The organism is Candidatus Pelagibacter sp. uisw_138 (genome assembly GCF_059512485.2).
On the sequence record NZ_CM183453.2, the window covers coordinates 525,741 to 546,702 of the forward strand.

Sequence of the window (20,962 nt, forward strand, 5' to 3'; positions counted from 1 at the left end):
ATGAAAATTTCAAGAATATTTAAAACAATTTTTTTATTAGATTTTTTAGGTGGCTTAAACATTGCAATCAAAGAAATATTTAAATCTAAAAAAACAATAAATTATCCTTTTGAAAAAGGAAAAATAAGCCCAAGATTTAGAGGTGAGCATGCCTTGAGAAGGTATCCTAACGGTGAAGAAAGATGCATAGCATGTAAATTATGTGAAGCTGTTTGTCCTGCTCAAGCAATTACAATTGAGTCTTCTGAAAGAGCCGATGGTAGTAGAAAAACTACAAGATATGATATTGATATGATGAAGTGTATTTATTGTGGTCTTTGTGAAGAGTCTTGTCCAGTTGATGCCATTGTACAAGGGCCTAATTTTGAATTTTCAACCGAAACAAGAGAAGAGCTTTATTATAATAAAGAAAAATTACTCGATAATGGAGATAGATGGGAAAATGTTTTAGCGGCCAATATTAAAGCTGATAACTCTCACAGATAATTATGTTAGCGCACGCAATATTTTTTTATACTTTTTCATTTATAGCAATTGTTTCTGCTATAATGGTAACAGTATCTAAAAACACTGTTCATTCTGTTTTCTTTTTAATTTTAGACTTCATAAGTATTTCATGCCTATTTATAATGATTGGTGCTGAATTTTTGGGAATGATTATGTTAATTATTTATGTTGGGGCTGTTGCTGTTTTATTTTTATTTGTAGTTATGATGTTAAATGTAGCCCAACAAAAAAATCAGTGGTTCAGTGCAGAGAAAAGTTCAAAACACATACCCATTGGGCTAATAGTTAGTGTGATAATATTTTTTGAATTATTAATAGTAATTGGTGGATGGAAATATAAACCTGATCTTGTTTCAGCTATGTCTTTAGCAATTGATAGAGATATGACCAATACTCATTCAATCGGTTACGTTTTATACACAGATTACATTCATGTTTTTCAGTTAAGTGGAATGATTTTATTAGTTGCAATGATTGGAGCCATTGTTCTTACATTTAGACAAAGATCTGGAGTTAAAAGACAAAGTTACTTTAGCCAGATATCCCGTGAAAGATCTGATGGTGTTGAATTGATTGATGTAGAGAGTAATAAAGGAGTTAAATCTGATGATTAATATAGGTTTAGGTCATTACCTTACATTGGCTGCAATAATTTTCACTATCGGTATAGTTGGATTATTTTTAAATAGAAAAAATATTATAGTAATATTAATGAGTATTGAGCTTATATTACTAGCTGTAAATATTAACCTAGTATCATTTTCAATATTTTTAAATGACATTTCTGGTCAAATATTCACCCTTTTTATATTAACTGTTGCAGCAGCAGAGGCAGCAATAGGTTTGGCAATTATTGTTGTTTATTACCGAAACTCATCAACAATTGATGTTGAAAAAATTGACAGTTTAAAAGGATAATATGGAATTAGCTTTAATATTTCTTCCCTTATTAGCCTCAATAACTTCAGGTTTTTTTGGTAAATATTTAGGTGATAGGAATTCAGAAATTGTAACTAGTCTTTTTGTGTCAGTTTCAGCACTTCTCTCAATTATATTATTCTATCAAGTTATTGTTAACGGATATGAAAATAATGTAGTTGTAGCAACCTGGATTAACTCTGGAACCTTAGATGTTAATTGGTCTATTAAAGTTGATGCTTTATCATCTGTAATGCTCGTTGTTGTAACTTTAGTTTCAGCTTTAGTTCATATTTACTCAATTGGTTATATGTCTCACGATCCACATAAGCCAAGATTCATGGCTTATTTATCACTTTTTACTTTTTCAATGTTAACATTGGTTACCTCTGATAATTTCCTTCAGTTATTTTTCGGATGGGAAGGTGTGGGACTTTGTTCGTATTTTTTGATTGGCTTTTGGTTTAAGAAAGAAACAGCAAATGCAGCTGCTATAAAAGCTTTTGTAGTAAATAGAGTAGGTGACTTTGGTTTGGCCTTAGGAATTTTTTTAATTTTTTATTTATTTGGTACCGTAAATTATGTAGAAGTTTTTAATCAAATCCCACAAATAGTTGAAAAAAAAATTTTATTTTTAGGAATGAATGTTGGAGCAATCGATTTAATTTGTATTCTTTTATTTATAGGTGCCATGGGTAAATCAGCACAAATTTTCTTACACACTTGGTTGCCAGATGCAATGGAAGGGCCCACACCTGTTTCAGCTTTAATTCATGCAGCTACAATGGTTACTGCTGGTGTTTTTTTAGTTGTAAGATGTTCTCCAATTTTTGAATACTCACCTCTTACATTAAATATAATTACTATTGTTGGAATGACTACTGCTTTTTTTGCAGCAACAGTAGCTTTAGTACAAACTGATATTAAAAAAATAATAGCATATTCAACTTGCAGTCAACTTGGTTATATGTTTTTTGCTGCAGGAGTGGGTGCTTATAATGTTGCAATGTTTCATTTATTTACTCATGCTTTTTTTAAAGCTTTACTTTTTTTAGGTTCTGGCTCAGTAATTCACTCATTTAAAGATGAGCAAGATATTAACCAAATGGGAGGTGTTTATAAAAAACTTCCATACACTTATGCATTTATGATTATTGGAACATTGGCTCTTACTGGGTTTCCATTTTTATCTGGTTTTTATTCAAAAGATGCAATTATAGAATTTGCGTATCTAAAGGGAAATACAACCGGTTATTATGCTGCAGGCATAGGAATTTTGACTGCTGTTTTAACGTCAATTTATTCTTGGAGATTAATTTTTAAAACATTTCATGGTGACTACAATAATAAAAAAATCAATATTCATGAAATGCATGAGTCTCCATTGGTGATGCTTTTACCTTTATTTATACTTGCTATTGGAGCTATTTTTGCTGGTTTTTTATTTAAAGATTTATTTATTGGTCATAGTGGACAAAATATTTTTTGGGGAGATTCAATTAAATTTTTAAATCCATTAAGTACGGAACATCCTCCTTTATGGTTTCTTTTAACAACACCTGCTCTTGTGTTAAGCTCTATTCCAGTTGCTTATTATTTGTTCGTTAAAGATAAAAATATTCCACATCAAATTGCTCAATTAAATAAGCCGTTACACAATTTTCTAATAAATAAATGGTATTTCGATGAACTTTATAATGTTTTGTTCATTAAATTTTCCAAAAAATTAGGAATCTTTTTTTGGAAGGCTGTTGATGTTAAAATTATTGATAAATTTGGACCTGATGGAGTTTCTTCACTAATTAAGAATTTATCTATAAAAGCAAGTAAGTTTCAAAGTGGATTTATCTATCAGTATGCATTTATGATATTATTAGGCTTTTCTGCATTGTTAACTTTTTTGATTTTGAAATAATGAATTTTCCAATCTTATCATCTTTAATATTACTTCCTATGATCGGATCTTTATTCTTATTATTTTCGAAAGATAAAAGTTCTAATACAGGTAAATATGTTGCCTTATTTACTTCATTTGTTAATTTTTTAATTTCTATATATCTTTGGTACCAGTTCGACCCAACCACATCTGATTTTCAGTTTGTTGAAGATAGAGAGTGGTTAAAAGGAATTATTAATTACAAAGTAGGTATAGATGGAATATCAATCTTATTTATTATTTTAACATCACTAATAACTCCACTTTGCATAATCTCAGTTAACAATACAGTTAAAGACAGACTAAGAGATTTTTTAATTGCTATCTTAGTAATGGAAAGTTTAATGATTGGAGTTTTTTGCTCTCTTGATCTTGTTATATTTTATTTATTTTTTGAAGCTGGATTGATACCTATGTTTTTAATAATTGGAATATGGGGTGGAGCAAGAAGAGTATATTCGGCATTTAAATTTTTCTTATACACTTTGCTTGGTTCTGTTTTAATGTTAATTGCTATAATTTCGATCTACTGGATATCAGGAACCACAGATATAACTCAGCTTTATGAACTTGGTATAGACACCAAATATCAAAATTTATTATGGTTAGCTTTTTTTAGTTCTTTTGCTGTTAAAACACCAATGTGGCCTGTACACACGTGGTTGCCAGATGCACACGTTGAAGCTCCAACTGCTGGCTCTGTTTTACTTGCAGCTATATTGCTTAAAATGGCTGGATATGGTTTTATTAGGTTTTCTTTAGGACTTTTTCCAGTAGCTTCTGAATTGTTTACTCCGCTAGTTTACACTTTGAGTTTGATTGCTATTGTATACACATCTCTTGTCGCATTGATGCAAGAAGATATGAAAAAGTTAATAGCATATTCTTCAGTTGCGCATATGGGTTTTGTTACATTGGGTATTTTTACAATTACCCAACAAGGTATTGAAGGAAGTATAGTTCAAATGATAAGTCACGGTTTAGTTTCGGCAGCATTGTTTTTATGTGTTGGAGTTGTTTATGATCGTATGCACTCCAGGTTGATAGCAACTTATGGTGGCTTAGTTTCAGTTATGCCTAAATATTCAATATTGTTTATGCTTTTCACTTTAGCTGCATTAGGCTTGCCTGGTACTAGTGGTTTTATAGGTGAATTTTTAATACTAATGGGTGCATTTAAAGACAATTTTTTAGTAGCAGTTATAGCAAGTTTTGGTGTTATTTTTGGCGCTGCATACATGTTGTGGCTATATAGAAGAGTTGTATTTGGAGAGGTAAAAAATAAAGAACTTTTAAAAATTCCTGATCTTGATAACTCAGAAAAATTTATTTTGTGGTGTTTGGCAATACCAGTTTTATTTTTTGGATTCTATCCAGAACCCCTTATTAATACAATTGAAATTTCTGTAAAAGATTTAATTGAGATGTACAATTTTAACTTAAACATAAATATAACTGAGGTACAAAATTAATGGATAACTTAAATTTTATACTACCTGAAATTTTTATTTCTTTGTCTATAATGTTTTTATTGCTTCTTGGTGTGTACAAAAAAAATAGCTCAAATATTGTTCACAATCTTGCGGTAGGTTCTTTACTGATTGCTGGTATTTTAATTTTTAATAATCCATTAGATCAAAATATTTCACTATTTAATGATGGTTACATTGTGGATAATCTTTCTTCATTTATGAAAATACTTACTATTTTAGGAGGTGCATTTGTTTTATCTATTTCAACAAGATATTTAAAAATATTTAAGATTTTTTTAATAGAATATCCTGTTTTGATCCTTTCTTCAATTTTAGGTATGATGGTAATGATCAGTTCAAATGATCTCATGGTTTTTTATATAGGTCTTGAATTGCAATCTTTAGCTTTATATGTTTTGGCATCATTTAATCGAGATCAATTAAAGTCATCTGAATCTGGACTAAAATATTTTGTTTTAAGCGCTTTATCATCAGGATTATTATTATATGGATGTTCTTTAGTTTATGGGTTTTCAGGATCAACTAACTTTAATGTTATTGGTGACTCAATGAACTCTTCTCATTACGGTTTAACTTTTGGAATTGTTTTTATACTTGTTGGTTTAGCATTTAAAATATCAGCTGTACCATTTCACATGTGGGCTCCAGATGTATATGAAGGCTCTCCGACTGCAGTTACATTATTTTTTGCAATTGTGCCAAAAGTTGCTGCACTTACGGTATTCATAAGATTTTTATATGTGCCTTTCGTTAATATGATCGATCAATGGCAACCTATATTAATTTTTTTATCAATTGCGTCTATGATCTTTGGAGCTATTGCTGCAATAGGTCAAAATAATCTCAAAAGATTGATTGCATATAGTTCAATTGGTCATATGGGTTATGCATTAGCTGGTTTGTCTACTGGTTCAAACGAAGGTATTCAAAGCTCTATTGTATACATGTCGATATACTTGGTTATGAATCTTGCTTTTTTTAGTTGCTTACTGATGTTAAAGAGAAATGATGTGTACTTTGAGACTGTAGATGATTTATCAGGGTTATCAAAAAATCATCCAATTTTATCTTTATCATTGCTAGCTATCCTTTTTTCATTGGCAGGAATTCCTCCATTAGCAGGTTTTTTTGCAAAATTTTATATTTTTAAGGCTGTTATAGAGCAGTCAATGTACTTCTTGGCCATTGTAGGACTCTTATCAACAGTAATAGCTGCTTTTTATTATCTAAAAATAATCAAGGTTATTTACTTTGATAAAGAAAAGGAAGGTTACGACACTGATCATAATATTTGGTTAAAAGGATCGTTAACTTTTTCAACATTATTAATTCTCTTATACTTTATTTTTCCAAGCAGATTGGTGGAAATTGTATCTAGAATTAATATTATTTAATGAAATTAAAAAAGTTCAATTTTAAAATTGTAAATAGTACAAACGACCTAGCTATACAAATAATTAAAAATACCAATAACAAATCAGGAATTGTAATTGCTGATAGACAAAAAAAGGGAAGGGGTCAATATGGGAAAAAATGGACTTCGTTTAAGGGAAATTTATTTATTAGTATTTTTTTTCAAATTAACAAAGTCCAATTATCATTGAAAGATTTGACAAAAGTTAACTGTCTTTTAGTTAAAAAATTATTATCAAATTTTTATAATGGTAAAATTACAATTAAAAAACCAAATGATTTGTTGATAAAAAAAATGAAAATTTCAGGTATTTTGCAAGAAATATTAACTAAATCTGGCGAAAAATTTATTGTTATTGGAGTGGGTATAAATTTGATTAAGAGTCCAACTATAAAAGATTATTTAACCACAAATCTTTTCACCTTAACTGGTATCAAAATTACCCCTAATAATGCTGCTTTAAAACTAAAAAAAATTTATGAAACTTTTATTCCAATGTTTCCTAAATTTAATATAAAAAACTTAGATAGAAATTTAAAATGATTATTGTTGGCGATATAGGAAATACAGAAACTAAAATTTGTTTGGTAAACTCTAAAAATATCATTATTAAAAGAGTTACTTTATCAACAAAAAAAATAAGTCACTCTTTACTTAATAAATCTTTATTTGGTCTAGGTTTAAAAGACAAATCAATTAATAAGTGTTTATTTTGCAGCGTTGTACCAAAATCATTTAATAAAATTAAAAACTTTTTTAATAAAATTTATAAAATTAAGTGTCACGAGCTTAAGAAACTTAAGTTAAATAAATTGATTAAGATCAAGGTCAACTATAAACAAATTGGTTCAGATAGATTGGCAAACGCTATTAGTGTTATTAATAACAAGGATAATTTTATAATTTTAGATTTTGGGACCGCTACAACATTTGATGTTTTGATTAAAAACACCTATCATGGTGGTGTTATTGCACCTGGAGTTAAGCTTTCACTTGATACGTTGACTGATAAGGCAACGCAAATTCCAAAAATTACTTTAAAAAAAACAAATAAAGTCTTGGGTTCAAATACTATTAGTGCAGTGAGAGCTGGTTTTTTTTGGGGTTATGAGGGTTTAATTGACAATATTGTTAATTTAATTAAGAAAGAGACCAAGATGTCCTTTAAAATAATTATTACTGGAGGATTTTCTAATTTATTCAAAAATTCAACAAAAACGAAAGTAACATTAAATAAAGACATTACAATTAACGGCCTAATCAGAGCCACCACTTTAATTAAATAAATATGAAAGATGAACTATTATTTTGCCCTTTAGGGGGCTCAGGAGAAATTGGCATGAATATGAACCTGTTTGCCTATGGAAAACCAGGTGAACATAAATGGATCATGGTTGACATAGGGGTTACATTTGCTGATGACACCTTACCGGGAATTGATTTAATTTACCCAGACCCTGGATTTATTGTAGATAAAAAAGAAGACCTTTTAGGAATTATTTTAACTCATGCACATGAAGATCACATAGGTGCAATTGCACATCTTTGGCCTCAATTAAAATGCAAAATTTTTGCAACTCCATTTACTGCAGTTTTAATAAAAGAAAAACTCAAAGAAAAGAATATTGATGCAACTAATTATCTAAAAATAGTTCAATTAAATGGAACAGTAGATTTAGATCCTTTTAAAATAGAGTACATCACATTAACCCACTCAATTCTTGAACCTAATGGTCTTAGAATTGAAACTCCAGCAGGTGTAATACTACACACAGGTGATTGGAAGATTGACCCAGAACCATTGATTGGTGAAAAAATTAATTCTGACAGACTTAAAGAAATTGGTAAAGAAGGTGTCCTTGCTATGGTTTGTGATTCAACAAATGTATTTAGTATGGGAAAAGCTGGTTCAGAGCTGGATGTTAGAAAAAGTTTATTAAATATTATGGGTAGCCTTAAAAAAAGAATTGTTATGGCTTCTTTTGCATCAAATGTTGCACGTATGGAAACAGCCTTCTATTGTGCCGAAAAAACTGGTAGACAAATATCTTTAGTAGGAAGATCTATGCATAGAATATTTAAAGCAGCAAGACAATGTGGATATTTAAAAAATGTTATTGAACCTATTGATGCTCGTGAAGCAAAAAAGATTGCTAGAGAAAAAATAGTTTATCTTTGTACTGGTAGCCAAGGTGAGCCCATGGCAGCACTAATGAGAATTTCAAGTTATACTCATCCAGATGTATTCATCGAAAAAGATGATGCTGTTATTTTTTCATCTAAAATTATTCCAGGTAATGAAAAAAAATTATACAAATTACAAAATCAATTAGTTAGGGATGGTATTGAAGTTATTTCAGAGGAAAGTGAATTTGTTCATGTTTCTGGCCACCCAAATAGAGACGATCTAAGAGAAATGTATGATTGGGTTAAACCTCAATGTGCAGTCCCTGTTCATGGAGAACACAGACATATGATTGAGCATATGAAATTCGCACATGAAATGAAAGTTCCACACCCTGTTCAAGTAGAAAATGGGGATATTGTAAAATTAGCTCCAGGTAAACCACATGTTTTTGATAAAGCTCCAAGTGGTAGACTTTATTTAGATGGAAATATGAGTGTCGAGGAAGATGCTCAATCAATTAAAGATAGAAAAAATATAGCTGCTAATGGATATATGGAAGTGACAATTTTAATTACACCAAAGGGTAATATTCATAAAAGACCTGTATTAACTTTTAGAGGCTTACCCGTATATGATCCTGACGAATTTATATATGAATTAGAAGAAGCAATAGAAAAAACCACCAGAACCTTTTCTATAAAAAGTAAAAAACAAGAATACAATTTAATTGATGCATTAAAAATTACATGTAGAAGATGTGCTAAAGAATTAACTGGTAAAAGACCATTTATAAATATCAATCTAGTAAGAATCTAGATGAGTGCAACAGGTCTTGCTATAATTTATATAATAATTTGGTGGATGGTTTTTTTTATAATTCTTCCAATTGACGTAAATAGGCATAAATCTACTAAAATTAATGGTGAAGATGCTGGTTCCCCTGAAAACCCAAAAATGTTAAAAAAATTTATCTATTGTACTGGTATTACAACTGTTATTTTCATGATAATTTATCTATTGATAAAATATGAAATTTTAAATTTAAGATCTATAATTAATTAAAAATGTACATTTCAAAATCATTCATACCAATATTAAAAAATAATCCCTCAGAAGCAAAAATTAAATCACACCAGTTAATGCTAAGGGTAGGAATGATAAAGCAATCTTCCGCAGGTATTTATTCATGGTTACCTTTAGGTTTTAAAGTGATGAAAAAAATTGAACAAATAGTTAGAGAAGAACAAAATAAAATTGGCGCTCAAGAAATACTTATGCCAACTATCCAACCTAGTGATATTTGGAAAGAAAGTGGTCGTTATGATGATTATGGAGATGAAATGCTCCGTATTAAAGATCGCCAAGGTAGAGAAATGCTTTATGGACCAACTAATGAAGAGCTAGTTACAGATATATTTAGATCTAGTGTTAAATCTTATAAATCATTACCTCAATTATTATATCATATACAGTGGAAATTTAGAGATGAAGTTAGACCAAGATTTGGAATAATGAGAGGTAGAGAATTTTATATGAAGGACGCATATTCGTTTGATATAAGTGATGATGATGCAACTTTCTCATATAACAAATTCTTTTTTTCATATTTAAAAACATTTAAAAGATTGGAACTTTCAGCAATACCAATGGCTGCTGATACAGGGCCAATTGGTGGAAATCTTTCTCATGAATTTATTATTTTAGCAGACACTGGTGAAAGTAAAATTTTTACTGATAAAAGGGTTTTTGATTTAGATAGTGACGGTTCGATCATGGATAGAAAATCCTTAGAAGATCTAAGAAAAAAATATGAACAGTATTATTCAGTTGCTGATGAAAAATTTAATAAAGATGAATTTGAAGAAAAAGTATCAGAAGAAAATAGACTTATTACAAAAGGTATAGAAGTAGGTCACATTTTTTATTTTGGAGACAAGTACTCAAAAGCTTTAAATGCAGCTGTAGATCTTCCGGGTGGTAAAAAAGATTTTGTTAAAATGGGATCGTATGGAATTGGTGTATCAAGACTAGTTGGTGCAATTATAGAAGCAAAATATGATGAAAAAGAAGAAATAATGAAATGGCCATTCTCTGTGGCACCATATGAGCTTGCCATAATACCCATGATTAATAAAAATGACACATCGGCATTAGACAAAGCAAATAAACTTTTTAAACATTTTGAAAGTAAAAATATTGACACAATTATCGATGATATGGATGAAAATCTTTCATCAAAAATTAAAAAATTTAATTTGATAGGTGTACCTTATCAAATAATTTTAGGAAAAAAATCAGGTGGTGATTTATTAGAGTTTAAAGAAATTGGAAAAGATCCTAAAAGTTTAACCATAGATCAAATAACTCAAATTTTAACTGAACAAAAATTAAAAAATTGATTTCTGCATTAGAAAAAGAAATTACACTTAGATATCTAAAAACCAGAAAAAAAGACGGTTTTTTAAATATAATTTCTATTTTTTCATTTATCGGAATTAGCTTAGGAGTTGCAGTGTTAATTATTGTGATGTCCGTTATGAATGGCTTTAGAACCGAGTTAATTAATAAGATTGTAGGATTTAATGCTCATGTTACCGTTAAGCCATATGAGAGCCCTATTAGTCTAGAACAATTAAATAATGAAAATTTAAAATTAATTTCAGAAGAATTAATACTTAGTAATACTGGTGAGGCAATTGTCATTAGTAAAGACTACACTAAAGGACTAATTTTAAGAGGTTATAGCAGTGAAAACTTTCTAAAACTTGATGTTGTAAAAAAAGGAAACTTAATTGGTAAATCAAGTCAATTAACAAAGAATTCGATATCAATAGGTAAAGAATTAAGTTTTAGTTTAGATCTTGGTGTGGGTGATAAAGTATCAATTATGTCTCCAGTAGGAATAGAAACGATTATAGGAAGCCTACCTAGACAAGAAACTTTTATTATTAGTTCAATCTTTGATAGTGGTTTAGCTGATTTTGATGCCAACATAGCTTTCATAAATTTAAACACACTGGAAAACTTTTTTAATCTTAAAAAAGAAAAGCGTAACCTAGAAATTTACTTGAATAACCCATCTAATATTGAAGAAGAAAAAAATAAAATTCAAAAAATATTCAAAAATGAATTTGTATATAGTTGGGCTGATATGAATAGTTCATTGTTTTCAGCATTAAAGGTTGAAAGAAATGTAATGTTTATAATCTTATCTTTAATTATTATAGTAGCTGCTTTTAATATTATTTCTGGGCTTACAATTCTGGTAAAGAATAAAACAAGAGATATAGCTATATTAAAGTCTATCGGTGTCTTAAATAAATCCATTGTTAAGATATTTTTTCTTGTCGGAGTTATTATTGGAACTACAGCAACTTTCTTTGGAATTTTTTTAGGTGTAATGTTTTCTTTGTATATAGAAAACTTGAGAGGGTTTTTAAGCAATACATTTAATATTAGTTTGTTTCCTGAGGAGATTTATTTTTTAAGCACAATGCCTTCAGAAATCAACCCGACTTCAATTTTTATTATTTCTCTTTGTTCGATCTTTATAACAATTATTGTTTCAATTTTTCCTGCAATAAAAGCTTCAAAATTAGATCCAGTTAAAGGACTTAAGTATGAATAATTTAATATCACTAAAGAACATATCAAAATCTTTTTCTAACAATCGAAAAATAAATGTTTTAAAAAAAATCAATTATTCTTTTGTAAAAGGTAAGATTTATTCTCTAGTTGGTCCATCTGGATCAGGAAAATCTACATTACTAAATGTTTTATCAATGATAGATAAACCTACTACTGGCTCTTTGTTAATTGGTAATACACCAATAAACTTTAACGATAATTCAAAAAATGACAAAATTAGATCAAGTAAAATTGGTATTATCTATCAACAAAATAATTTACTTCCAGATTTTACTGCATTAGAAAATGTTTATTTAGCCGGTCTAGCTTTAACTAATGACAAAAAGAATTCAATCAATCGAGCTAAAAAAATTATAAAAACAATGGGTCTTTCATCGCGTCAGTCACATTTTCCTTCGGAATTATCAGGGGGTGAAATGCAAAGAATTGCAATGGCTAGAGCACTCATTAATGAGCCTGAAATTATATTAGCAGATGAGCCTACTGGCAGTCTAGATCACACTACGGCCAAAGAGGTTTTTAATGTTTTGTATAATTTGAAAAATAAAAATAGATTAATAATCTATGCAACTCATAATAGATTTTTTGCAAATATGGCTGATTGCAAATTAGAAATGATTGATGGTAATATAAGAATTATCAATGCCAGAATTTAATAATCAAAACTTTAATCATTTAAAAATTCACACTCAGTATTCAATCTGTGAAGGAGCTATCAAAATTGATAATTTAAAAGATTTTTGTAAAGAAAAAAAAATACCTTGTTTGGGTCTTTCAGATACATCCAATTTATGTGGTGCATTGGAGTTTGCTGAAAATATTTCTAAGGTTGGCACACAACCAATTATTGGTACTCAAATTTATTTTAGATTTGAAGATACAACAGGACTATTACCCTTGATAGCTCTTAATGAAGATGGATATAAGAGAATCATAGAACTCTCCTCAAGATCTTACCTTGAAAATGATGCTTTATCTGACCCACATTTGGATATTAAGGAACTTTTAATTGATACGGAAGGGGTGTCCTTACTTTCGGGAACTATTCAAGGTTTATTTGGTAAATTGTTTGAAAAAGGTCGTTTAGACGAAATATCAAAACTATATAAGAGTTTATCATCAAAATTTAATGATAACTTTTATTTAGAAATCCAAAGACATGGTGATCAAAATGAAATTGCTTTTGAAAAATTCAATTTAGAACAATCTTTAAAAATTAAAATACCAATTATTGCTACTAATGAAGTTTATTATTTAACACCTGACATGCACGAAGCTCATGATGCGTTAACTTGCATTGGTTCTAAAACTTATGTTAATGAAAAGAATAGAATTAAATATAGTAACCAGCATTACTTTAAATCAAATGAAGAAATGTCAAAACTATTTTCTGATCTTCCAGAAGCTTTAGAAAATAACTTTAATTTACCATTTAAATGTAATTTTAGACCACAATTTTCCAAACCTGTACTTCCAAATATTAGTTCTGAAAAAGGAGGTAGTGCTGATGAAATACTTAAAAAAGATTCATTAGACGGATTGAAAGAAAAATTTCTCAAAGTTTTTAAAATTGAAGAAAATAACTTAGAATCTGATAATAAATTTTTAAAATATAAAGACAGACTAGATCATGAGTTAAAGATCATAATTGAAATGAAATATCCTAGTTATTTCTTGATTGTATCTGACTACATTAAATGGGCCAAGAGTAATGATATTCCAGTAGGACCGGGCAGAGGTTCTGGAGCAGGCTCACTTGTTGCTTGGTGTCTATCTATTACTGATGTTGACCCAATTAAATTTAATTTAATATTTGAAAGATTTTTAAATCCTGACCGTGTGTCAATGCCTGACTTTGATATAGATTTTTGTGAGGAAAAAAGAGATCTTGTTTTTAAATATTTAACTACAAAATATAAAGACAGTGTTGCTCATATAATTACATTTGGAAAGTTAAAAGCAAGAATGGTTATTAGAGATGTGGGTAGAGTATTAGGTTTACCATATGGTTTTGTTGATAGTATTTCAAAAATGATACCTTTTGATCCTTCTAGACCTCAAAGCTTAATTGAATGCATTAATAGCGAACCAAGACTTCAAAAATTAGTTAATGAAGATCCTCGTGTTAAAAAATTAACTGAGCTTTCTTTGAAATTAGAAGGTTTGAATAGAAATGTAGCAACTCATGCAGCTGGTGTTGTAATCGCCGATAGAAAATTAACTGAAGTCGTGCCTTTATATAAAGATGCATCCGCAGATTTATTATTACCTTCTACGCAATTTGACATGTACTCAGCAGAAAATGCTGGCTTAATTAAGTTTGATTTTTTAGGATTAAAAACTTTAACGGTAATTAATAGAACGCAAAAGTTGATTAATAAAAAAGTTAAAGAGTTTAAAATTGAAGATATTGACTTTGGTGATCAAAAAGTTTTTGAACTTTTGTCTTCCGGTAATACCGTTGGATTATTCCAGGTTGAGAGCGCTGGCATGCGTGAAGCATTATTGCAAATGAAGCCTAATCATATTGAGGATATTATTGCTTTAGTTGCCCTTTATCGTCCGGGGCCTATGAGCAACATTCCAGTTTACAATGACTGTAAACATGGAAGACAAACGCCCGATTACTTGCATCCACTACTTGAGGATATTTTAAAACCTACATATGGGGTTATTATCTATCAAGAACAGGTTATGCAAATTGCACAAAAACTCTCAGGTTTTACCGCAGGTGAAGCTGATATTTTAAGAAGAGCTATGGGTAAAAAAAAAAGAGCTGAACTAGAAAAGCAGAAACAAGGATTTATTGCAGGTGCTCTTAAAAATGGAATTAGCAAAGATGTTGCAGCAAGCATATTTCTAAAAATAGAACCATTTGCCGAATATGGTTTTAACAAAAGTCACGCAGCAGCTTATGCAATCATTTCTTATCAAACAGCATTTTTAAAAACATATTATCCTAAAGAGTTTTTTGCAGCTTCAATGACAATGGATTTATCAAATCAAAATAAACTTGGGGAATTTCATGAAGAGCTTAAAAGAATTGATATCAAAGTTGTAAGACCAGATATAAATAGATGTTTTGAAGATTTTCAATTTGATGAAGAAAATTTCTATTATGCTTTAGGTGGAATTAAAAGTGTGGGACTTGAGGCAATCTCAAATGTTGTAAAGGAAAGAAAAGAAAACGGTAATTTTAAATCAATCAATGATTTTCTAAATAGAGTTAGCCCTAAAAATATTAATAAATTGCAGTTAGAAGGATTAGTTAAAGCTGGTGCTTTTGATAATATAGATAATAATAGACAGGCATTATTTAATTCAATTCCTAATTTTATTTTAAAAACAAAGAATATTTATGAAAATAAAGCAGCAAATCAAATTGACCTTTTTGGTTCTGACGAAGAACAAGATAATGAAATAGTTCTTAATATAGAAGATTGGAAGTTTGAAGATCGATTATCAAGAGAATTCGAAGCTATTGGTTTCTTTATATCCGACCATCCTTTAAATCAATTTAAAGAAATTTTTAATGATTATAAAATAGTTGATTATGCAAAATTTAATCTAGACGACACTATAAAAGATGCAAATATTGCAGCTACACTTTTAAAGATCACTGAAAGAAAAACTGCAAAAGGTAATTCGTATGGTGTTATTAAGTTCACTGATTTAACTAGTGTTTTTGAGCTCTTTATTTTCTCTGATATTTTGGAATTAAATAGAGAGGTTTTAGTTGAGGGTAGTTCTTTAATCATAACCTTGATCAAAACCATTTCTAAAGATGAGAACAAATCCAAAAGAATAAATGTTCAAAAAATAGCATCTCTTAAAGATCTCTTTAATAAACCTGTTAATGAAATTGTATTTAACATCAAGTCAATTAAAGACATTGATAAAATATCTGATTTAGTGGATGAGGAGGGTACAACTGAGATAACAATAAATATTAATGATGAAAATAATGATATTAGCTTTAAACTAAAAAATAAGCGTCTTATTGATAGGAAAGCTATCAATATCCTCAGAAACAATGATATTTCCACCATTATTCATTAAAAAAGACTTGTTTGTTCCATAAATAATTTGTAAATAACTCTTAAATTAAATTAACACGCACACAGTTTGTGGTTTTATACCTCCGGTCCTTAAATGGAAATTACTGTGGTGGCTTAACCGGGAATAAATATGAAAATACCAAGTCTAACTATCCAACAACTATTAGAAGCAGGCGTTCATTTAGGTCATAAGACTTTAAGATGGAACCCAAAAATGAAAAAATACATTTTTGGAAAAAGAGATTCAACTCACATTATTGATTTAACACAAACACTGCAGTTAACGAATGTAGCTCTGGAAAAAGTTTACAATACAATAGCTAATAACGGCAAAATTCTTTTTGTGTCTACAAAAAAGCAAGCATCTGAAGCAATTGCTGAAGTTGCAAAAGAAACTGGGCAATACTTTGTAAACTACAGGTGGTTAGGTGGAATGTTAACTAACTGGGGAACAATCTCGGGATCAATTAAAAAGATGAAAAAATATGAGGCGGATCTTGTTGCTGAAAATAGAGGCTTTACAAAAAAAGAACTATTAAAGATGAGTGTTAAAAAAGATAAATTAGAAAGAGCACTAGGTGGAATTGCAGAAATGAAAAAAGTTCCAGATCTAGTTTTTATTATTGACACAAATTATGAATCTTTAGCCATTGCTGAAGCATCTAAATTAGGCATTCCAATTTGTGCTATACTTGACAGCAATTCTAATCCTGATGGTATCGATTACCCAATTCCGGGTAATGATGATGCTAGAAGAGCAATTGATCTATATTGTAATTTAGTAAAAGAAACTATTGAAAATGCAAAAAAAGCAGCTCCATCTAAATCTGAAGAAAAACCTGATGTCGGTGAGACAAAAGTAAAAGAAGCTTCTTCAAAAACTATTCAAGAGATCGATAGAGAGAAGTTGGATGCTAAATTTTTAAAAAAAGATAAAGAAAAGTTGAATTAATATGAGTGATTTAGAAAAAGTAAAACAATTACGTGAAGCAACTGGTGCTGGATTTAAAGATTGTAACTTGGCAGTTAAAGAATCTGGTGGTGATTTAGATAAAGCAGTAGAAATCTTAAGAGTTAAAGGAATTTCTAAAGCTTCAAAAAAAATGTCAAGAGATGCTAGAGAAGGTGTTATTGCAACCTCTGGAGATGAAAGAAAAATATCTGTTATTGAAATTAACTGTGAGACAGATTTTGTTGCTAAGAATGATGATTTTGTATCCTTTGCAAAAGAATTAAGTGAATTGAATAATCAAAATTCATCTGATTTAGAAAAGCTTAATAAATCAAAAATGGGAAATGGTGAAACGGTTGAAGATAGTCTAGTAGCATTAATCTCAAAAATGGGTGAAAAGATAACAGTTGGTAAAGCTAAGACATTTAACCAATCAGGTTCTAAAAATTTTAATTACTTGCATACTGTAGTTAAAGATAATTTATCTAAATTATCAGTTATAGCTTCACTTGAGACTTCAGATGACAGTGATAATGTTAAAGCTTTTGGTAAACAACTTTCAATGCATATTGCAGCATCAAACCCTTTGGCATTAAGTTCTGATTTAATTGATAAAGATCTACTTCAAAAAGAACAAGATCTTGTCACGGAAGAGTTAAAAAGTTCTGGTAAGCCTGAAGAAATTGCACAAAAAATTAGCTTAGGTAAAATGAATAAATTTAAAGAGGAAAATGCTTTGTTAACACAAGCCTGGGTTATGGAGCCTAAAAAGAAAGTGCAAGATATTGTAAAAGAACTTAATATACCTGATTTGAAGATTAATGATTTTTTTAGAATTAAAATAGGTGAATAAATGTTTAATGACAAAACATACAGTCAGAAGATGGATAAAACCATTGAGGTTTTTCAAAAAGAATTAACTTCACTAAGAACTGGAAGAGCAAACGCCTCAATGCTAGACCTTGTTAAAGTTGATGTTTATGGCCAAGTGATGCCATTAAATCAAGTATCAAGCATAACAACTCCTGACGCCAGAACAATTAATATCCAAGTTTGGGACATTAATAACGTTCCACTTGTAGATACTGCAATAAAAAAATCTGAATTAGGTTTAAATCCGCAAATTGATGGTCAATTAATTAGGTTACCTGTCCCAGACTTAAATGAAGAGAGAAGAACGGAGATTAAAAAATTAATTAAATCTATGGGAGAAAAGTGTAAAATCTCAATCAGAAATATTAGAAGAGAAGCTAACGATGATTTAAAAAGTTTAGTTAAAGATAAAGAAATCAGTGAAGATGATGAAAATATAAATGAAAAATTAGTACAAACATTTACTGACGAGCATATTAAAATTATAGATACCAAAGTTGAAGCCAAAGAAAAAGAAATAATGACAATATGAACCCAGTGAAACATGTTGCCATCATCATGGATGGAAACGGTAGATGGGGCGTTAAACATAAAAATTCAAGAAATGCAGGTCATAAAGCTGGCTTAAATTCAATAGAACCTATTATTAATGAATGTATAAAAATTAATATAAGGTATTTAACACTTTATACGTTTTCTACTGAAAATTGGAATAGACCCAAAAATGAAATAATTTTTTTATTTAATCTATTAGAAAATTTTTTAATAAACAAAATTGATGATTTGATAGAAAAAGATATTAAACTTAAATTTATTGGTGAAATAAATAAACTACCCATTAAACTTAAAAATATTATAAAAATGTCTGAATTAAAAACATCAAAAAATTTAAAGTTACAAGTCAATGTGGCATTAAACTATGGTTCAAAAAGTGAATTAATAAAATCCATAAAGATAATTAATAAAAAAAAAATTAAAATAAATGAAAAAAACATTGATAAAAATTTATATACTAAAGATATAGACGACCCAGATATCCTGTTAAGAACTGGCAACACTAAAAGATTAAGTAACTTCATGCTTTGGCAATTGGCATATACAGAAATATTTTTTGTAAAAAAACTCTGGCCAGATTTCAATATAAAAGATTTTAAGAAGATAATACAAAAATTTAAATCAATAAAAAGGAATTTTGGATCTGTTTAATGAATAGTGAATTGAAAAAAAGAATATTTACCTCTATATTATTGATGTCATTATTGACATTAATGTATTTTTATTCATTTATAATGATTAGCGCTCTTTTAATTGTAGCAATCATAGTATGGATTGAGTTCTATGCTTTAATATCAAAAATTTTACCTAAAAATAGATTTAAAGATAAATTATTTAGATTTTTATACAAATCAATTTCATTGCTGTATTTATTGTTGTTAGTTTGTTTTATACTTATTATTGATTCAGGCCATCCAAACTTAAAACTATATTTACTATATTCTATTTTGGTTGCGATATTATCAGACATTGGAGGTCTTATATTCGGTAAAACATTTAAAGGAAAAAAACTTACAAGAATAAGTCCCAATAAAACAATATCAGGTTCAATTGGGTCATTTTTATTTTCATTATCATTAATACCTTTTTTTTACGAAAAATTAAGTGAATATAATTTTTTGATATTAGCAATAATAACAATTTTAATATCCTTAATTTCCCAAACAGGAGATCTATTTATTTCCTATCTTAAGCGTAAGGCAAAAGTTAAAAATACAAGTGATATATTGCCAGGTCATGGGGGCTTTCTAGATAGAGTTGATGGAATAATTTTTGCAATACCAGTAGGTTTTTTATTATTTATTTTAATTTAATATGAAAAAAATAGCTATTTTTGGATCAACAGGATCTATTGGAACTTCTTTAATAGATATAATCAAAAAAGATAAAAAAAATTTTAGAATAGAATTAATTACAGCAAACACAAATTATAAAAAATTAATTCAACAAGCTAAATTTTTTAATGTCAAAAATTTGATTATATCAGATCGAAGTTCTTTTTTAAAAACACAAAAAATCTTAAAACATTTAAATATAAATATTTATAATAATTTTGATTCTTTTAAAAAAATATTTAAGAATAAAAAAATTGATTATGCAATGAGTGCAATTACAGGTTTTCAAGGTTTGAGGCCAACTTTAGAAATTATAAAATTTACCAATGTTATTGCTATAGCGAATAAAGAGTCGATTATTTGTGGATGGAATCTAATTAAGAAAAATTTAGATAAACATAACACTAAATTTATTCCAGTTGATTCAGAGCATTTTTCTGTTTGGTCTTTAATTAATAAAGACCCAAGTAGAAATTTTGAAAAAATTTATTTGACAGCATCTGGTGGGCCTTTTAGAAAGTATCCATTAAATAAGTTTAAGAATATTACTCCTAAAAAAGCATTAAAACATCCAAATTGGAAAATGGGTAATAAAATTTCAATCGATTCTGCCACTATGATGAATAAAGTTTTTGAGATTATTGAAGCAAAAAAAATATTTAATTTTAAGTATAGTCAATTGGAAATACTAATTCATCCTCATTCATATTTGCATGCAATTGTTAAATTTAACAATGGCTTGATTAAGTTGCTTATGCACGATACCAATATGAGTATACCTATTTTTAATTCGCTATACCATGAGGACAATAATAAAATTAAATCTTGCCCACTTGATATAAAAATACTTAATAATTTGGAACTTAAAAAAATTAATAAAAATAGATTTCCAGTAGTTAAATTAATAAATAAATTAACAAATAATGATTCGCTTTATGAGACAGTCATTGTTGCTGCAAATGATAATTTAGTTAATAAGTTTTTAAAAAATGAAATACAATTTACAGATATTTCAAAAAAACTACTAAAGATTATAAGTCTTGATGAGTTTAAAAGATTTAAGATGATTAGCCCTAAAAATGTGGAGGAAATTGAAAATTTGGCTGAATATGTTGGTTTAAAAATTAATACCTAAAGTGTATAAGA

Annotated in this window: 20 protein-coding genes; all 20 read left to right on the plus strand. The window is 28.7% G+C overall.

Annotated elements, in window-relative coordinates; translation table 11 throughout:
• Entirely contained in the window at window positions 1-486 is a 486-nt protein-coding gene (nuoI, locus tag AC5YGC_RS02750; RefSeq protein ID WP_006997028.1) for an NADH-quinone oxidoreductase subunit NuoI, read from the plus strand.
• Between the two features lie 2 nt (window positions 487-488).
• Window positions 489-1,121 (plus strand): NADH-quinone oxidoreductase subunit J, encoded by a 633-nt coding sequence (locus AC5YGC_RS02755; protein WP_496140125.1) that lies wholly within the window; start codon window positions 489-491, stop codon window positions 1,119-1,121.
• Complete coding sequence (gene nuoK / locus AC5YGC_RS02760; RefSeq protein ID WP_415315937.1) at window positions 1,117-1,425, plus strand: NADH-quinone oxidoreductase subunit NuoK; 309 nt, start codon at window positions 1,117-1,119, stop codon at window positions 1,423-1,425. The genes AC5YGC_RS02755 and nuoK overlap by 5 nt, the downstream gene beginning before the upstream one ends.
• Before the next feature lies 1 nt (window position 1,426).
• A complete protein-coding gene (nuoL, locus tag AC5YGC_RS02765; RefSeq protein ID WP_496140126.1) occupies window positions 1,427-3,340 on the plus strand; it encodes an NADH-quinone oxidoreductase subunit L in 1,914 nt (637 codons plus the stop codon).
• Entirely contained in the window at window positions 3,340-4,833 is a 1,494-nt protein-coding gene (locus tag AC5YGC_RS02770; RefSeq protein WP_496140127.1) for an NADH-quinone oxidoreductase subunit M, read from the plus strand. Before nuoL ends, AC5YGC_RS02770 begins: the two co-directional genes overlap by 1 nt.
• A complete protein-coding gene (gene nuoN / locus AC5YGC_RS02775; RefSeq protein ID WP_496140128.1) occupies window positions 4,833-6,248 on the plus strand; it encodes an NADH-quinone oxidoreductase subunit NuoN in 1,416 nt (471 codons plus the stop codon). Before AC5YGC_RS02770 ends, nuoN begins: the two co-directional genes overlap by 1 nt.
• The gene (locus AC5YGC_RS02780) at window positions 6,248-6,811 is read left to right on the plus strand and encodes a biotin--[acetyl-CoA-carboxylase] ligase (RefSeq protein ID WP_496140129.1); all 564 of its coding nucleotides are present in this window, start codon (window positions 6,248-6,250) and stop codon (window positions 6,809-6,811) included. The genes nuoN and AC5YGC_RS02780 overlap by 1 nt, the downstream gene beginning before the upstream one ends.
• Window positions 6,808-7,554 carry a type III pantothenate kinase gene (locus tag AC5YGC_RS02785; protein ID WP_496140130.1) on the plus strand — a complete coding sequence of 249 codons (747 nt, stop codon included), beginning with the start codon at window positions 6,808-6,810 and terminating at the stop codon, window positions 7,552-7,554. The genes AC5YGC_RS02780 and AC5YGC_RS02785 overlap by 4 nt, the downstream gene beginning before the upstream one ends.
• Window positions 7,555-7,556: 2 nt before the next feature.
• Entirely contained in the window at window positions 7,557-9,212 is a 1,656-nt protein-coding gene (locus AC5YGC_RS02790) for an MBL fold metallo-hydrolase (protein WP_496140131.1), read from the plus strand.
• Window positions 9,213-9,458 carry a DUF1467 family protein gene (locus AC5YGC_RS02795; RefSeq protein ID WP_496140132.1) on the plus strand — a complete coding sequence of 82 codons (246 nt, stop codon included), beginning with the start codon at window positions 9,213-9,215 and terminating at the stop codon, window positions 9,456-9,458.
• A gap of 2 nt (window positions 9,459-9,460) precedes the next feature.
• The gene (gene proS / locus AC5YGC_RS02800; RefSeq protein ID WP_496140133.1) at window positions 9,461-10,795 is read left to right on the plus strand and encodes a proline--tRNA ligase; all 1,335 of its coding nucleotides are present in this window, start codon (window positions 9,461-9,463) and stop codon (window positions 10,793-10,795) included.
• Window positions 10,792-12,024, plus strand: coding sequence for an FtsX-like permease family protein (locus tag AC5YGC_RS02805; RefSeq protein WP_496140134.1), 1,233 nt, complete (start codon window positions 10,792-10,794; stop codon window positions 12,022-12,024). The genes proS and AC5YGC_RS02805 overlap by 4 nt, the downstream gene beginning before the upstream one ends.
• Window positions 12,017-12,700: an ATP-binding cassette domain-containing protein gene (locus tag AC5YGC_RS02810; RefSeq protein ID WP_496140135.1), complete on the plus strand. Its 684-nt coding sequence runs from the start codon at window positions 12,017-12,019 to the stop codon at window positions 12,698-12,700. The genes AC5YGC_RS02805 and AC5YGC_RS02810 overlap by 8 nt, the downstream gene beginning before the upstream one ends.
• Entirely contained in the window at window positions 12,687-16,103 is a 3,417-nt protein-coding gene (gene dnaE / locus AC5YGC_RS02815) for a DNA polymerase III subunit alpha (RefSeq protein WP_496140136.1), read from the plus strand. Before AC5YGC_RS02810 ends, dnaE begins: the two co-directional genes overlap by 14 nt.
• A 129-nt stretch (window positions 16,104-16,232) precedes the next feature.
• Window positions 16,233-17,054 carry a 30S ribosomal protein S2 gene (gene rpsB, locus AC5YGC_RS02820; RefSeq protein ID WP_496140137.1) on the plus strand — a complete coding sequence of 274 codons (822 nt, stop codon included), beginning with the start codon at window positions 16,233-16,235 and terminating at the stop codon, window positions 17,052-17,054.
• Window position 17,055: 1 nt separating this feature from the next.
• Complete coding sequence (gene tsf / locus AC5YGC_RS02825; protein ID WP_496140138.1) at window positions 17,056-17,907, plus strand: translation elongation factor Ts; 852 nt, start codon at window positions 17,056-17,058, stop codon at window positions 17,905-17,907.
• The gene (gene frr, locus AC5YGC_RS02830; protein ID WP_496140139.1) at window positions 17,908-18,459 is read left to right on the plus strand and encodes a ribosome recycling factor; all 552 of its coding nucleotides are present in this window, start codon (window positions 17,908-17,910) and stop codon (window positions 18,457-18,459) included.
• The gene (uppS, locus tag AC5YGC_RS02835) at window positions 18,456-19,133 is read left to right on the plus strand and encodes a polyprenyl diphosphate synthase (protein WP_496140140.1); all 678 of its coding nucleotides are present in this window, start codon (window positions 18,456-18,458) and stop codon (window positions 19,131-19,133) included. Before frr ends, uppS begins: the two co-directional genes overlap by 4 nt.
• Complete coding sequence (locus tag AC5YGC_RS02840) at window positions 19,133-19,795, plus strand: phosphatidate cytidylyltransferase (protein ID WP_496140141.1); 663 nt, start codon at window positions 19,133-19,135, stop codon at window positions 19,793-19,795. Before uppS ends, AC5YGC_RS02840 begins: the two co-directional genes overlap by 1 nt.
• Before the next feature lies 1 nt (window position 19,796).
• Window positions 19,797-20,951 carry a 1-deoxy-D-xylulose-5-phosphate reductoisomerase gene (locus AC5YGC_RS02845; protein ID WP_496140142.1) on the plus strand — a complete coding sequence of 385 codons (1,155 nt, stop codon included), beginning with the start codon at window positions 19,797-19,799 and terminating at the stop codon, window positions 20,949-20,951.
• Window positions 20,952-20,962: the final 11 nt, after the last annotated feature.